The organism is Ramlibacter tataouinensis, assembly GCF_001580455.1.
GTDB classification, from domain to species: domain Bacteria; phylum Pseudomonadota; class Gammaproteobacteria; order Burkholderiales; family Burkholderiaceae_C; genus Ramlibacter; species Ramlibacter tataouinensis_B.
Genome location: NZ_CP010951.1, coordinates 2,980,038 through 2,994,030, shown reverse-complemented (window position 1 = coordinate 2,994,030; position 13,993 = coordinate 2,980,038). Strand labels below are relative to the sequence as shown.

The following is a 13,993-nucleotide window of genomic DNA, read 5'->3' as shown; positions in this document are numbered from 1 at the left end:
GCGCGGTGGCAGCCTACTTGCGCATCACCTTTTCGGACGGCGTCAGCGCCTCGATGTAGGCGGGCCGCGAAAAGATGCGCTCGGCGTACTTCAGGAGCGGTGCAGCGTTCTTGGACAGTTCGATGCCATAGTAGTCCAGGCGCCACAGCAGCGGAGCGATCGCCACGTCCAGCATGGAGAAATTCTCGCCGAGCATGTACTTGTTCTTGAGGAACACGGGCGCAAGCTGGGTCAATCTGTCGCGAATATGCGACCGCGCCTTCTCCAGCGCCTTCTCGTTGCTCTTGGCGGCGCGCGATTCGAGCGTGCTGACGTGCACGAACAGTTCCTTCTCGAAATTGAGCAGGAACAGGCGCACGCGTGCGCGGTCGACCGGGTCGCCCGGCATCAGCTGCGGATGCGGGAAGCGCTCGTCGATGTACTCGTTGATGATGTTGGATTCGTACAGGATCAGGTCACGCTCGACCAGGATCGGCACCTGCCCGTACGGGTTCATCACGTTGATGTCCTCGGGCTTGTTGTACAGATCGACGTCGCGGATCTCGAAATCCATGCCCTTTTCGAACAACACGAAGCGGCAGCGGTGGGAAAACGGGCAGGTGGTGCCGGAATAGAGGACCATCATGGCGGACTCTCCTTAAAGGGGGAAAGGGTGGACCTGGGTCCACCCTCGCTAAAACAGAACGCCGGGCGCGGCCGTGTGGCCACGCGCCCGGCCTTTCGGGTTACTTGACGTTCTTCCAGTAGGCGGCGTTCAGGCGCCAGGCGAAGACGGTGAACAGCACCAGGAACAGCAGCACCCAGACGCCGACGCGAACGCGCGAATTCTGGGCCGGCTCGGCCATCCATTGCAGGTAGGCCACCAGGTCGCCGACGGCCTGGTCGTATTCCAGCGGGGTCATGGTGCCGGGAGTCAGTTGCTTCCAGCCCTTGAACACCTTGACCTCATGGCCGTGCTCCATGCGCGGCTCGTACACCGGTTCACGATCGCCCTGCAACTCCCACAGCACGTGCGGCATGCCGACGTTGGGGAACAGCACGTTGTTCCATCCCGTCGGACGGGAGGGATCGCGGTAGAAGGTCCGCATGTAGGTGTACAGGTAGTCCGCGCCGGTGCCGCCGTGGCCGGAGCGCGAGCGGGCGACCAGCGTGAGATCGGGCGGGTTGGCGCCGAACCATTCCTTGGCCTGCTTCGGGTCGATCGCGGCCTTCATGGTGTCGCCGACCTTGTCGCTGGTGAACAGCATGTTGTCCTTGATCTGCTGCTCTGACAGGCCGATCTCCTTCATGCGGTTGTAGCGCATGAACGCGGCCGAGTGGCAGTTCAGGCAGTAATTGACGAACAACTTGGCGCCGTTCTGCAGGGACGTCAGGTCATTCGTGCCGCTGGGCGCCTTGTCCCAGGCCATGGATTGCTCGGAGGCCACGGCGCCGGTGACCAGGCCCAGGGCCGCGATCAGCGAGAGGAGGATTTTTTTCATTCGTGTCTCCGGCTCAATGCGCTGCGAACGTGATGCGATCGGGCTCGGGCTTGAACTGGCCCAGCCGGCTCCACCAGGGCATCAGCAGGAAGAAACCGAAATAGAACAGCGTGCCGATCTGCGAGATGCGCTCGCCGACGGGTGACGGCGGCTGCGTGCCCAGGTAGGCCAGCACGATGAAGTTCACCACGAACACTGCGTATACCCACTTGTGCCAGTCCGGACGGTAGCGGATCGACTTGACCGGGCTGTGGTCCAGCCAGGGCAGGAAGAAAAGGATGATCACGGCGCCGCCCATCACCAACACGCCCCAGAACTTGGCGTCGATGCCCTGCAGCGCTTCGATGCCGGTGAAGCCGAAGGCGCCGAACATCCACAGGAAGGCGAAGGCGATGGCCGCCAGCACGCCCTTGATGAAGCTCGGCATGCGGACCTTGACGATGGTCCAGCCGACGGCGACGACCAGGATCAGCGACAGCGCCTGCATCATCTGCGTGGTGATGGCGCGCAGCATCGAGTAGTACGGCGTGAAGTACCAGACCGGGGCGATGTGGGGAGGCGTCTTCAGCGGGTCGGCCGGGATGAAGTTGTTGTACTCCAGGAAGTAGCCGCCCAGTTCGGGTGCGAAGAAGATGATGGCCGAGAACACCATCAGGAACACCGCCACGCCGAAGATGTCGTGCACCGTGTAGAACGGGTGGAAGGGAATGCCGTCCACCGGGTGGCCGGCGGCATCCTTGGGCGCCTTGGGGCCCTTGATCTCGACGCCGTCGGGGTTGTTCGAACCGACGTCGTGCAGCGCCAGCAGGTGGGCGACCACCAGGCCCAGCAGCACCAGCGGCACCGCGATCACGTGGAAGCTGAAGAAGCGGTTCAGCGTTGCGTCACCCACCACGAAGTCGCCGCGGATCCAGGTCGAGAGTTCCGGACCGATGAAGGGAATGGCGGAGAACAGGTTGATGATCACCTGCGCGCCCCAGTAGGACATCTGGCCCCAAGGCAGCAGGTAGCCCATGAAGGCCTCGGCCATTAGCACCAGGAAGATCGCGCAGCCGAAGATCCAGACCAGTTCGCGCGGCTTGCGGAAGCTGCCGTAGATCAGGCCGCGGTACATGTGCAGGTACACCACGATGAAGAACGCCGAGGCGCCGGTGGAGTGCATGTAGCGCACCAGCCAGCCCCAGGGGACGTCACGCATGATGTATTCGACCGACTCGAACGCCTTGGCCGCGTCGGGCTTGTAGTGCATCACCAGGAAGATGCCGGTGACGATCTGGATCACCAGCACCAGCATCGCCAGCGAGCCGAAGAAATACCAGAAGTTGAAGTTCTTCGGAGCGTAGTACTCCGACATGTGCTTCTTGTATTCGAAGAACGCGGTCGGGAAGCGGTTCTCGAACCAGTTGGTCAGCTGCTCGGTGTAGCTGGCGTTGGGAGAGATTTCCTTGAATTCAGCCATGTCTCGCGCCTCAAGCCTTCTTGTCTTCGCCGATCAGCAGGCGCGTATCGGACAGGTACATGTGCGGGGGTACCTCGAGGTTGTCCGGAGCCGGCTTGTTCTTGAACACGCGGCCCGCCAGGTCGAAGGTCGAGCCGTGGCAGGGGCACAGGAAGCCGCCCTTCCAGTCGTCGGGCAGCGAGGGCTGCGGCCCGGCCTGCAGCTTGTCGGTGGGCGAGCAGCCCAGGTGCGAGCAGATGCCGACCACCACCAGCACTTCGGGCTTGATCGAGCGGGCCTCGTTGCGCGCGTATTCCGGCGTCAGTTCGTCCGGCTTGCGCTTGGACAGCGGGTCGGCCAGCTGGCCATCGAGCTTGGCCAGCTCGTCCACCTGCTCCTTGGTGCGCCTGAGGATCCACACGGGCTTGCCGCGCCATTCGACGGTGGCTTTCTCGCCCGGCTTCAGACTGCCGATGTCGACCTCCACCGGGGCACCGGCGGCCTTGGCGCGCTCGGACGGTTCGAAGCTCCTGACAAACGGGACGGCCGCGAACCCGGCGCCAACAACGCCGGCGCAACTGGACGCAATCAGCCAGGTTCGCTTGCTGGCGTCCATTGGAGTGTCACTCATGGGGATCCTTGAGGATGATGGCTTACTGGGGTCAACCCGCAATTGTAGCGGAGCGTCACAGGCGAATTCAACGCTTCAGCACTTGCGAAACCGCTGATGTGCCCCCGATACTTGCTGCCACATTCAGGAGAAGGAGACTGTCCATGGCCATCCTCAAGGAATTCAGGGACTTTGCCGTCAAGGGCAACGTGATCGACCTGGCGGTCGGCGTCATCATCGGCGCGGCTTTTTCCAAGATCGTCGATTCGCTGGTCGGCGACGTCATCATGCCGGTGATCGGCAAGGTGGTCGGCTCGCTCGACTTCTCCAACCTCTTCGTCGTCCTGGGCAGCGTGCCGGCGGGCACGCCGATGGCGCTGTCGGACCTGAAGAAGGCCGGGGTTCCCGTGCTCGCCTACGGCAACTTCATCACCGTCGTCGTCAACTTCATCCTGCTGGCCTGGATCATCTTCCTGATGGTGCGCGCCATCAACCGGCTGCGCCGCCAGCAGGAGCAGGACCAGGCCGCGGCGGCTGCGCCCCCGGAGCCCGAGGACGTGCGCCTGCTGCGGGAGATCCGCGACAGCCTCAGGGCGCCGCGGTAGCGACACCGGCCAGCGACTTCGCTACCCGGATCGCCTCGACCAGGCTGGAGGCGTTGGCGCGGCCGCTGCCCGCGAGGTCGAAGGCGGTGCCGTGGTCCGGGCTGGTGCGCACGAAGGGCAGCCCCAGCGTCACGTTGACGCCTTGCCCGAGTCCGAGGTATTTCACGGGGATCAGGCCCTGGTCGTGGTACATCGCGACCACCACGTCGAATTCGCCCGCGCCGTCGGACCTGGCGCGGGCCCGCATGAAGACCGTGTCGGGGGCAAAGGGGCCGCTCGCCGCGATGCCCTGCGCCTGCGCGGCGGCGACGGCCGGCGCGATCACCTCGATCTCCTCGCGCCCGAACAGTCCCGCTTCACCGGCATGCGGATTGAGGCCGGCGACGCCGATGTGCGGCGCCCGTCCCAGCAGGCGCGACAGCGAGTCGTGGGTGATGCGCAGCGTCTGCAGCACGTTGTCGAAGGTGACCGCTTCGATCGCCTCGCGCATGGACACGTGGATGCTGACCAGGACCGTGCGCAGTTCGTCGCTGGCCAGCATCATGCGCACCGGCACCTGATCCAGTGGCTGGCCCAGCCATGCGGCGGCCTGGGCCTGCAGCAGTTCGGTGTGCCCGGGGAAGTTGACGGCGGCCGCGGCCAGGGCTTCCTTGTGCAGCGGCGCGGTGACCACGCCGGCGATGTCGCCGCGCAAGGCGGCTCGCGCGGCCCAGACCACGCAATCGGCCGCAGCCGCGCCGGCGCCGGGGCTGACCCGGCCCCAATCGGGCAGCCGCGCCAGCTTGCCCACCTCGAGCACGGGCACGCAGCGCGGCGGCATTCCCCACGCCTCGCCGGGCGACTCGATCACGGCCACCGGCAGCGCGGCCTGGCCCGGATGCCGCACGGCACCGGCGCCACGCCGGATCGCCTGCACGTCGCCGGCGACGAAGCACCCGCGCGCGAGTTCGGGGGCATCGCGGAAGGCCTTGGCGATGATCTCGGGACCGATGCCCGCGGCATCGCCCATGGTGATCGCGAAGGGCCTCATGCCGGGTTGTCGATGTCGATGAAACGGTGTTCGAGGCCCAGCTGCTGCGCCACATGGCCGCAGGCCGCCGGCGCGCCGTAGCGCTCGCTGGCGTGGTGGCCGCAGGCCAGGAAGGCAACGCCGCACTCGCGCGCGTAGTGCGCCTGGGGTTCCGACATCTCGCCGGTGATGAACACGTCGGCCCCAGCCGCGATGGCGGCCTCGAAGTAGCCCTGGGCGCCGCCGGTGCACCAGGCGATGCGGCGCAGCGGCCGGCCGTCGCCTTCGACCCAGCGCGGCGTCTTGCCCAGCGCCATCTCCACATGGCCGGCCAGCAGCTGCACCGAAGCGAATGCGCCGCCGCCTTCGAGCCCGCCGAGGAATCCCAGGTCCTGCTCGCCGAAGCGCGCCTGCGCCGCCAGGCCCAGCTGCCGCGCCAGCTGCGCGTTGTTGCCGAGCTCGGGATGCGCATCCAGCGGCAGGTGGTAGGCGAACAGGTTGATGTCGTGGGCCAGCAGCAGCGCCAGCCGCTGCTTCATCCATCCGGTCACGCGCCCGTCCTGACCGCGCCAGAACAGGCCGTGGTGGACGAAGATCGCATCGGCCTGCGCCGCCACCGCCGCCTCGATCAGCGCGCGGCTGGCCGTCACGCCGGACACGATGCGGCGCACCTCGCCCTTGCCCTCGACCTGCAGGCCGTTCGGGCCGTAGTCCTTGAAGCGTTCGGGCTGGAGCAGGCTGTCGAAAGCCTGGAGAAGCTGTTGCGGGCTGGCCATTCGGTGTGCGTGGAAAGTCCGATTCTCGCCCATGGGTTCGGGCCGGCCCCAGGCTGTCGCAGTACGTGATAATGAATTAGTAAACAAATCGAGGAGAGGAACCGTGGCGGGACAGGAGCTGATGATCTGGAGCCTGGCGCTGGGCGCGATCGCCGCCATGGCGGTCGCGCGCTTGCTGGAGGCCATGACGAACCCGAGCCAGTCCCGGCTGCAGGGCATCGCCTACCACCTCACCGTCTTCCTGTTCGTGCTGGTGGAAAGCGGGCTGGCGTCGCACGCGGCGCCGGTGAATCCGCGCCTGCTGCTGCCGGCGCAGGTGCTGGCCGGCCCGGTCTGCGTGGGGCTGTCGAACTTCTGGATCCGCGGCTGGCTCAATGCCGCGCAGCGCGATCGCCTGATGTCGGCGTGGCTGCGCGTGACGGCCATCGTTCTGCCCCTGGGCGGGCTGGCCTGCTTGGCGCTGCCGGCCGGCCAGCAGCTGCCGGCCGCCGCGGCGCTGTCGCTGCTCGGTGGCACGGTCACCTGCTGGCTCACGGTGAGGGCCGGCCTGCTCGGCGACCGGCTCGCGCCCCTCATGGCGGCCGGCTGCCTGCTGACGCTGCCGGCGATCGCCGGCCTGTATGCCATGGCGCTGCACCTTCCCCTGGGACTGGCCGCGCAGGTGCTGGTCGCCGCCTGCGCGGCGCTCTCCAATGGCCTCACCGGCCAAGCGCTGTGGCAGCGCGACCGGCATCTATGGCGGAGCTGGCGTACCGATCCCGGCGCGCCGCGGCTCGATCCGGTCACGCGGCTGGCGAGCGGCGCCGCGGTGGTGCGCCGGCTGCTCAAGGCGCAGCGCCGCCGCCGGCGCAGTCGCCGCGACGGCGCCGCGCTCGCCATCGTGGTGTTCGACGTCGAGCGCCTGGCCGCCCAAGCCGGCACGGCCGGCGTCAACGAGCTGTTCGTGGTGCTCGCCTCGCGCATCCAGCGCCAGCTGGGCGTCGTCAATCCGGTGGGGCGCTACTACGACTGCTGCTTCGTCTCGCTGGTGGAAACCATCCATTCCCCGGGCTGGCTGCGCACGCTGGGCCTGCGCGTCGCCACCAGCGTGCGCCGGCCGGTGCGGGTGACCGCCGCCGACGGCCAGCCGCTCGAATTGCAGCCCGACGTCGGCGTCGGCGTGGTGCACCTGAATGCCTGGTCGGCCAGCGAGGTCGAGGACATCCTCCACGATGCGCAGCGCATGGCCGCGGCCGCCCGCGCGATGCGCTCGCGCGCGGCCACCATGGACCCGGCCACCGGCGAGGTTGTGCCGGTCGAACAGGCCCAGCTCGGCCCGCGCCGTCGCGGCCACGCGGGGCGCGTGCGCCACGCCTGAGCGCGCCGTTGCAGCACGGGTCTACACTTGCCCAAACAACGACGGCCCCGCGCCGAACCTACACGATGCGTCGCTTCTGGCTGCTGTTCTCCCAGTCCGTCACGGTCCTGCTGGCCGCGTACTTCGTGGTCGCCACGCTCAAGCCGGACTGGCTGGGCCGCACCGGCGAAGCGGTGAGCCGCGGGGTGGCGCTGGTGGAGGCCCCGAGCGCGCCCGCCACCGTCACCGGCCCGCCGCCGGCCGGCAGCTTGCGCGCCTCCGCGCAGAAGGCCTCGGCCGCGGTGGTCAGCATCAACACGCTGAAGGCGGCGGAACGCCACCCGCAGGCCAATGACCCCTGGTTCCGCTTCTTCTTCGGCGACCAGCCCGCGCAGCCGCAGATGGGCCTGGGCAGCGGCGTCATCGTCACCGCCGACGGCTACATCCTGACCAACAACCACGTGATCGAGGGCGCCGACGAAATCGAGGTGGTGCTCAACGACAACCGGCGGGCGCGCGGCACCCTGATCGGCAGCGACCCCGACACCGACCTGGCGGTGCTCAAGATCGCGCTCGACCGGCTGCCGGTCATGACGGTGGGCAACTCCGATGCGCTCCAGGTGGGCGACCAGGTGCTGGCGGTCGGCAACCCGTTCGGTGTCGGCCAGACCGTCACCAGCGGCATCGTCAGTGCCCTGGGCCGCAACCAGCTCGGCATCAACACCTTCGAGAACTTCATCCAGACCGACGCCGCCATCAACCCCGGCAATTCCGGCGGCGCGCTGGTCGACGTCAACGGCCACCTGATGGGGATCAACACCGCGATCTACTCGCGCTCCGGCGGCAGCATGGGCATCGGCTTCGCGATCCCGGTGAACACCGCCAAGCTGGTGCTCGACGGCATCGTCAAGGAAGGCGTGGTCAAGCGCGGCTGGATCGGGGTCGAGCCGGCCGAGCTCTCGCCCGAGCTGATGCAGACCTTCGGTGTCAAGGCGCGGCACGGCGTGCTGATCACCGGCGTGCTGCAGAACGGCCCGGCCGCGCAGGCCGGCATCCGGCCGGGCGACGTGATCGTGCAGGTGGCGGGCCGCGACATCGCCAATGTCTCGGAACTGCTCAGCACCGTGGCGGCGCTCAAGCCGGGCGCGCCGGCCAAGTTCCAGGTGCAGCGGCGCGACGACGGGATGGATGTGACCGTGACGCCGGGCCTGCGGCCCAAGTCACAACGGCTGCCCCGCTGAGTCGCCCCGGCGGCGGCGGTCGCTACTTGGCCGTGGCGGCTGTCTCTTCCGGCGCCCGGGTGTGGCGGATGAAGATCTGCGCCGCCCAGATGCCCACTTCGTACAGCAGGCACATCGGCACCGCCAGCGCCAGCTGCGACACCACATCGGGCGGCGTGATCACGGCGGCGATCACGAAGGCGATGACGATGAAGTAGCCGCGGAAGGCCTTGAGCTTCTCGATGGTCACCATGCCCAGGCGGGCCAGCACCACCACCACGATCGGCACTTCGAACGCGAGGCCGAAGGCGATGAACATGGTCAGCACGAAACTGAGGTAGGCCTCGATGTCAGGCGCTGCCGTGATGCTCTTGGGCGCGAAGCTCTGGATGAACTTGAAGACCTGGCCGAACACGAAGAAGTAGCAGAACGCCACCCCTGCAAAGAACAGGATCGTGCTGGAGACCACGAGCGGCAGCACCAGCTTTTTCTCGTGCGAGTACAGCCCCGGCGCGACGAAGGCCCAGGCCTGGTAGAGCACCACCGGCAGCGCGATCAGGAACGCCGTCATCAGCAGGATCTTCAGCGGCACCAGGAACGGCGAGATCACCGAGGTGGCGATCAGCGTGGCGTTCTTGGGCAGGTGCGCGATCAGCGGCGCCGCCAGCACGTCGTACAGTGCGCCCGGGCCGGGCCAGAAGAACAGCACGCTTGCCACGACGCCGACGGCGATCATCGCCTTGATCAGGCGGTCGCGCAGCTCCACGAGGTGGGCGACAAAGGGCTGCTCGGTCCCTGCGAGCTCGTCTTCTGGATCGGACATCAGTTAAATTTTTGCGGGCGATAGCGCGCCACGCGCGCGGCCCCGGACAAGGCCTTGGTGCGAATGCCGTTGCGCGCCTTGTACCACTGGGGCGTGGCGCCCTGCTTGAGGCGCCACTTCTTGCGGGGGTTCCGGTACTCGGGGAAAACGACCGGCGGCGCCAGCTCCGCGCTTGCCTCGGCGCCATCCGCCGTCGAAGCCGCCGCGTTGAGCTCGCGCTCCAGGTCGCGTGCGCCGGTATTGATCGAGGTCTCGACGTCGCGCGCGGCGGACTCGACCTGCTCCTTCATCTTCTTGAGCTCTTCGAGCTCGATCGAGCGATTGACCTCGGCCTTGACGTCGGCCACGTAGCGCTGCGCCTTGCCGAGCAAGGTGCCCACGGTGCGGGCGACCCTCGGGAGCTTCTCGGGCCCGATCACGATCAGCGCCACTGCGCCGATCACCATCATCTTCTCGATGCCGAGGTCGATCATGCTTTCAGCTCACCCGCTGCGGGCGCGTCCCCGTCATGAACGGTTCTTGGCCTCGACATCGATCGTGCCGCGGTCGGCGGACGGCTGCTGGGACGAGGTGACCTGGTTCTGGGTGCTCGGCGGCACGGGCGTTTCCGGCGTCGTCCCGCCTTCGCGGACGCCATCCTTGAAGCCCTTGACCGCGGCGCCCATGTCGGAGCCGATGTTCTTGAGCTTCTTGGTGCCGAACACCAGGACGATGATCAGCAGCACGATCAGCCAATGCCAAATGGAAAATGAACCCATGGATTACTCCTATCTCACTTCGGTGGGATTCTAGTCGCGCAGGCGAAGTTCGCCTCTTCGCGACCTCGCTGCAGCTCAGCCCTTCAGCCAGGGACGCGGGCCGCCGAACACGTGCAGATGCAGGTGGGGGACCTCCTGGCCGCCGTCGGCGCCGGTGTTCACCACCATGCGGAAGCCGCCCTCCGGATAGGGCCGGCAGCCTTCACGGAACGCCAGTTGCGGCGCCAGCGTCATCATCCGGCCCAGCAGCGCGGCATGTTCCGGGCCCACCTGGGCCATCGAGGGAATGTGCAGCTTGGGGACCAACAGGAAATGCACCGGCGCCCACGGATGGATGTCGTGGAAGGCGATGAGTTCGTCGTCCTCGTGCAGCTTGCGCGAGGGGATCTGGCCGAGGACGATCTTGCAGAAGATGCAGTTGGGGTCGTGGCTCATCGATTGAATAACCTCCGCCCTGGCGGGCTGCGGTGCCATGAGCCTTCGGAGCGGCCGGGCGGCTCATGGCGGGATTTCTTCCGGTTTCAGGGCGCGCGGTCGTCGGCAAAGCGCAGCCAGCCGCGCAGGCACCGGTACAGGTACCACAGGCCAATGATGGTGTAGGCGGCAGCGCCGGGCAAGACGAGCAGGAACCATAGCGGACCGGTGACGACCAGCCACAGCACCGTCCACCAGAAGGTCGCGATCATGTAGCTGTGGTGGCTGGCGTACAGCGGGTCCTGCTCGTCGGCGCGCCGGATGTAATTGACGATCAGCGCGATCACGGCCAGAGTGCCCCCGCTCAGCCAGGCCACCGTGTGCAGCCCGTACAGCACGTGCATCACGGTGCGGTCGCCGGGGGTCTTGGCGGCAAACGCGGCGTAGTCGGTCTCGGCCATGGCTCAGCCCTCTCCCGGCGGGCGAGACCCGCGCGAGGCCTTTTCCTCGATGCCGCTGGTGCCGGCGCGCCGGTCCAGCTCGGCGATGACCTGCGCCGGTCCCAGCCCGTGGCGGGCCAGCGCGATCATCGTGTGGAACCACAGGTCCGCCACCTCGGACACGATCCGGCCCGGATCGCCGCCATGGTCGGCGTCCTTGGCGGCCATCACCACCTCGGTGGCTTCCTCACCGATCTTCTTGAGCACCGCGTCCGGCCCCTGCTGCAGCAGGCGCGCGACGTAGCTCTTCCCGGCGTCGCCGCCCTGCGCCGTCTTGCGGCTTTCGATCACTGCCGCCAGCCGCGCCAGCGAGTCTTCGGAGTTCATGCGTTCTGCTTGTAGATGGTGTCGGGATCCTTGAGCACCGGCTCGATGTCGTGCCACTGCCCATCGCGGTAAAGCCGGAAAAAGCAGCTGTGGCGGCCGGTGTGGCAGGCGATCGAGGGCACATGCCCCTGCTGCGTCACCTTCAACAGCACCACGTCGTTGTCGCAATCCAGCCGGATCTCGTGCACGGTCTGCACATGCCCCGATTCCTCGCCCTTGAACCACAACTTGCCGCGCGAGCGGCTGTGATAGACGGCGCGCCCGAGTTCCGCCGTCAGGCGCAGCGCCTCGCGGTCCATCCACGCGAACATGAGCACGTCGCTGCTTTCGGCCTCCTGCGCGATGACGGGAACGAGGCCCTGCGCGTCCCACTTGACCTGATCGAGCCAGTCCATGCGGCTATTGTCGCCCATCGCGCCGGCGCCTTCCGGAGGCGCCGGAGGGCCCCGGCGCCTACAGCCGGACCGGGATGCCGCGGCTGGCCATCAGCGCCTTGGCCTGGCCCACCGTGTACTCGCCGTAGTGGAAGATGCTGGCGGCCAGCACCGCGTCGGCCCCGCCCTTCTGGATGCCCTCGGCCAGGTGCTCGAGGTTGCCTACGCCGCCCGAAGCGATCACCGGCACCGTCACCGCATCGCTGACGGCACGCGTGAGCTCGAGGTCGAACCCGGACTTGGTGCCGTCGCGGTCCATGCTGGTCAGCAGGATCTCGCCGGCGCCGCGCCGCGCCATCTCGACCGCCCACTGGACCGCGTCCAGGCCGGTGTTGCGGCGCCCGCCGTGGCTGTAGACGTCCCAGCCGGGGCCGCGGGCCTGCGCCTCCTCGGGGGTGCGGCGCTTGGCGTCGATGGCCACCACGATGCACTGCGCCCCGTACTTGTCCGAGGACGCCGAGATCACGTCCGGATTGGCGATGGCGGCGGAATTGAAGCTGGTCTTGTCCGCGCCCGCGTTCAGCAGGCGCCGCACGTCTTCCACCGTGCGCACGCCGCCGCCCACGGTGAGCGGAATGAACACCTGGGAAGCAACCTGCTCGATGATGGGCAGGATCAGGTCGCGTCCGTCGCTGGTTGCGGTGATGTCCAGGAACGTCAGCTCGTCGGCGCCCTGCTCGTTGTAGCGCGCGGCGATCTCCACCGGGTCGCCGGCGTCGCGCAGTTCGACGAAGTTGACGCCTTTGACGACACGCCCGCCGGTGACGTCCAGGCAGGGGATGATGCGCTTGGCCAGCACGGGAAGCCCTCTCAGTCCAGTGACTACGATCCGTTCAGTTCGTCGGCCTTGGCCTGCGCCTTCGCGAAATCCAGGTCGCCCGAGTAGATCGCGCGGCCGCAGATCACCCCTTCCACGCCTTCGTCTTCGACGGCGCACAACTTTTCGATGTCGGCCATGTTCGACAGGCCGCCCGAGGCGATCACCGGGATTTGCAGGGCCTGCGCCAGCTTCACCGTGGCCTCGATGTTGATGCCGGTCAGCATGCCGTCGCGCCCGATGTCGGTGTAGATGATCGACTCGACGCCCCAGTCCTCGAACTTGCGCGCCAGGTCGACGACCTCGTGGCCGGTGAGCTTGCTCCAGCCGTCGGTGGCCACCTTGCCGTCCTTGGCATCCAGCCCCACGATGATGTGGCCGCCGAAGGCCGAGCAGGCGTCCTTCAGGAAGCCGGGGTTCTTGACCGCGGCGGTGCCGATGATCACGTAGCGCAGCCCGCCGTCGATGTACTTTTCGATGGTGTCCAGGTCGCGGATGCCGCCGCCCAGCTGCACCGGGATCTCGTCGCCGACCGCGTTGAGGATGGACTTCACCGCCGCGTAGTTCTGCGGCTTGCCGGCGAAGGCGCCATTGAGGTCGACCAGGTGCAGCCGGCGCGCGCCCTTTTCAAGCCAGCCGCGTGCCACGGCCGCCGGGTCCTCGCCGAAGGTCGTGACCTGCGTCATGTCGCCCTGTTTCAGGCGCACGCAATGTCCGTCTTTGAGGTCGATGGCGGGGATCAGCAGCATAGGGAGCGGAAAGAGACCGGCACCGGCGCGCGGCCGGCAGCGTGCTCAGGGGTTCCAGTTGAGGAAATTTCGGTAAAGGGCCAAACCTTGGTCCGCACTCTTCTCGGGGTGGAACTGGGTCGCGAAAATATTATCGCGCCCAAGCGCGGCGGTAAAGCGGGTGCCGTACTCGGCTTCCCCTAGGCTGTGGCGGGCATCGGACGGGCGGGCGTAGAAGCTGTGGACGAAGTAGAAGTAGCTGCCGTCGGCCACGCCCTGCCACATGGGGTGCGGGCGCGCCTGGAACACCTGGTTCCAGCCCATTTGGGGCACCTTGTAGCGGCTGCCATCGGGCTGCAGCTGGCCGGCCAGCTCGAATCTGACGACCTCCCCGCCGATCAGGCCCAGCCCGTCGGTGGGGCCCTCCTGGCTGCGCTCCAGCACCATTTGCATGCCCACGCAGACGCCGAACAGGGGCTTGGCGGCCGCGGCTTCGAGCACCGGTTCCAGCAGGCCGGAGTCGCGCAGCTCGCGCATGCAGTCGGGCATCGCGCCCTGGCCGGGGAGCACCACGCGCTCGGCGGCGCGCACCTCGTCCGGCCGCGACGTGACCACCACCTCCACCCCGCTGCCCTGGGCGGCGTGGCGCACCGCATTCGCCACCGAACGCAGGTTGCCCATTCCATAGTCGACGACGGCGACGGTCCTCATCGGTTC

General features: G+C 67.6%; 19 protein-coding genes. 3 read left to right on the top strand and 16 right to left on the bottom strand.

Features of this window, described 5'->3' with window-relative positions:
* Positions 1–13 precede the first annotated feature (13 nt).
* From UC35_RS14180 to petA, 4 genes are all read right to left on the bottom strand, one after another.
* Positions 14–625, bottom strand: coding sequence for a glutathione S-transferase N-terminal domain-containing protein (locus UC35_RS14180; RefSeq protein ID WP_061500777.1), 612 nt, complete (start codon positions 623–625; stop codon positions 14–16).
* 100 nt (positions 626–725) lie between these two features.
* Entirely contained in the window at positions 726–1,481 is a 756-nt protein-coding gene (locus UC35_RS14175) for a cytochrome c1 (RefSeq protein WP_061500775.1), read from the bottom strand.
* Positions 1,482–1,494: 13 nt separating this feature from the next.
* The gene (locus UC35_RS14170) at positions 1,495–2,940 is read right to left on the bottom strand and encodes a cytochrome b (protein ID WP_061500773.1); all 1,446 of its coding nucleotides are present in this window, start codon (positions 2,938–2,940) and stop codon (positions 1,495–1,497) included.
* 10 nt (positions 2,941–2,950) lie between these two features.
* Positions 2,951–3,550, bottom strand: a complete 600-nt coding sequence (gene petA, locus UC35_RS14165) for a ubiquinol-cytochrome c reductase iron-sulfur subunit (RefSeq protein ID WP_061500771.1) — start codon at positions 3,548–3,550, stop codon at positions 2,951–2,953.
* Positions 3,551–3,693: 143 nt separating this feature from the next.
* Here petA and mscL point away from each other — a divergent pair, with 143 nt between their 5' ends.
* Positions 3,694–4,134, top strand: a complete 441-nt coding sequence (mscL, locus tag UC35_RS14160) for a large conductance mechanosensitive channel protein MscL (RefSeq protein WP_061500769.1) — start codon at positions 3,694–3,696, stop codon at positions 4,132–4,134.
* On the opposite strand, the gene pdxA is transcribed toward mscL, so the two are convergent.
* A complete protein-coding gene (gene pdxA, locus UC35_RS14155; RefSeq protein ID WP_061500767.1) occupies positions 4,118–5,164 on the bottom strand; it encodes a 4-hydroxythreonine-4-phosphate dehydrogenase PdxA in 1,047 nt (348 codons plus the stop codon). The genes mscL and pdxA overlap by 17 nt on opposite strands.
* On the bottom strand, positions 5,161–5,919 hold the full coding sequence (locus tag UC35_RS14150) for a Nif3-like dinuclear metal center hexameric protein (RefSeq protein WP_061500765.1): 759 nt from the start codon (positions 5,917–5,919) through the stop codon (positions 5,161–5,163). The genes pdxA and UC35_RS14150 overlap by 4 nt, the downstream gene beginning before the upstream one ends.
* Before the next feature lie 103 nt (positions 5,920–6,022).
* Here UC35_RS14150 and UC35_RS14145 point away from each other — a divergent pair, with 103 nt between their 5' ends.
* On the top strand, positions 6,023–7,276 hold the full coding sequence (locus tag UC35_RS14145) for a hypothetical protein (RefSeq protein WP_061500763.1): 1,254 nt from the start codon (positions 6,023–6,025) through the stop codon (positions 7,274–7,276).
* Positions 7,277–7,341: 65 nt separating this feature from the next.
* Positions 7,342–8,496 carry a trypsin-like peptidase domain-containing protein gene (locus UC35_RS14140; protein ID WP_061500761.1) on the top strand — a complete coding sequence of 385 codons (1,155 nt, stop codon included), beginning with the start codon at positions 7,342–7,344 and terminating at the stop codon, positions 8,494–8,496.
* A gap of 22 nt (positions 8,497–8,518) precedes the next feature.
* On the opposite strand, the gene tatC is transcribed toward UC35_RS14140, so the two are convergent.
* The 10 genes from tatC to hisH all read right to left on the bottom strand — a co-directional run bounded on the left by tatC (position 8,519) and on the right by hisH (position 13,987).
* A complete protein-coding gene (gene tatC / locus UC35_RS14135; RefSeq protein ID WP_061500759.1) occupies positions 8,519–9,298 on the bottom strand; it encodes a twin-arginine translocase subunit TatC in 780 nt (259 codons plus the stop codon).
* Positions 9,298–9,771, bottom strand: a complete 474-nt coding sequence (tatB, locus tag UC35_RS14130; RefSeq protein ID WP_061500757.1) for a Sec-independent protein translocase protein TatB — start codon at positions 9,769–9,771, stop codon at positions 9,298–9,300. The genes tatC and tatB overlap by 1 nt, the downstream gene beginning before the upstream one ends.
* 33 nt (positions 9,772–9,804) lie before the next feature.
* Positions 9,805–10,056 (bottom strand): Sec-independent protein translocase subunit TatA, encoded by a 252-nt coding sequence (gene tatA, locus UC35_RS14125; protein WP_061500755.1) that lies wholly within the window; start codon positions 10,054–10,056, stop codon positions 9,805–9,807.
* Positions 10,057–10,131: 75 nt separating this feature from the next.
* Complete coding sequence (locus UC35_RS14120) at positions 10,132–10,491, bottom strand: histidine triad nucleotide-binding protein (protein ID WP_061500753.1); 360 nt, start codon at positions 10,489–10,491, stop codon at positions 10,132–10,134.
* An 86-nt stretch (positions 10,492–10,577) separates the two neighbouring features.
* Complete coding sequence (locus UC35_RS14115; protein WP_061500751.1) at positions 10,578–10,931, bottom strand: DUF4870 family protein; 354 nt, start codon at positions 10,929–10,931, stop codon at positions 10,578–10,580.
* Positions 10,932–10,934: 3 nt separating this feature from the next.
* Positions 10,935–11,297, bottom strand: a complete 363-nt coding sequence (locus UC35_RS14110; RefSeq protein ID WP_061500749.1) for a phosphoribosyl-ATP diphosphatase — start codon at positions 11,295–11,297, stop codon at positions 10,935–10,937.
* Positions 11,294–11,692 (bottom strand): phosphoribosyl-AMP cyclohydrolase, encoded by a 399-nt coding sequence (hisI, locus tag UC35_RS14105; RefSeq protein ID WP_061500747.1) that lies wholly within the window; start codon positions 11,690–11,692, stop codon positions 11,294–11,296. Before hisI ends, UC35_RS14110 begins: the two co-directional genes overlap by 4 nt.
* Positions 11,693–11,750: 58 nt before the next feature.
* Entirely contained in the window at positions 11,751–12,530 is a 780-nt protein-coding gene (gene hisF, locus UC35_RS14100) for an imidazole glycerol phosphate synthase subunit HisF (protein WP_061500744.1), read from the bottom strand.
* A gap of 23 nt (positions 12,531–12,553) precedes the next feature.
* Complete coding sequence (gene hisA / locus UC35_RS14095; protein WP_061500742.1) at positions 12,554–13,297, bottom strand: 1-(5-phosphoribosyl)-5-[(5-phosphoribosylamino)methylideneamino]imidazole-4-carboxamide isomerase; 744 nt, start codon at positions 13,295–13,297, stop codon at positions 12,554–12,556.
* Positions 13,298–13,342: 45 nt separating this feature from the next.
* A complete protein-coding gene (gene hisH, locus UC35_RS14090) occupies positions 13,343–13,987 on the bottom strand; it encodes an imidazole glycerol phosphate synthase subunit HisH (protein WP_061500740.1) in 645 nt (214 codons plus the stop codon).
* Positions 13,988–13,993 lie beyond the last annotated feature (6 nt).